The sequence below is a fragment of the Vibrio sp. 10N.222.49.C9 genome, assembly GCF_041474985.1.
Taxonomy (GTDB): Bacteria; Pseudomonadota; Gammaproteobacteria; order Enterobacterales; family Vibrionaceae; genus Vibrio; species Vibrio crassostreae_C.
In genome coordinates this window covers 1-221 of the sequence record NZ_JBFRVD010000011.1, presented here as the reverse complement: position 1 = coordinate 221, position 221 = coordinate 1, and the positions used below count along the sequence as shown (strand labels likewise).

Below are 221 nucleotides of genomic sequence, written 5' to 3'. Positions count from 1 at the left end.
GAACTACGCAATATCTCAACGCTAGAAGCGACGCTATCGTCGGGCAATGAAGGTATTAAGATCACTGAGATCACAGGTGCCACTAACACGACTACCTACCAAGGGGCAACTGACCCAGGTGGGACGCCAATCTTCACATTAGTGCTGACTGATGACGGTGCTTATACGTTTACCTTGCTTGGCCCTCTCAATCACGCTACGACACCAAATAACCTCGATAC

General features: G+C 49.3%; 1 protein-coding gene. It reads left to right on the top strand.

The genetic code is table 11. From position 1 onward, the window contains the following. Positions 1–221 (top strand): hypothetical protein (locus AB4585_RS04295; protein ID WP_372169365.1); only part of this gene is annotated, 221 nt, incomplete at both ends.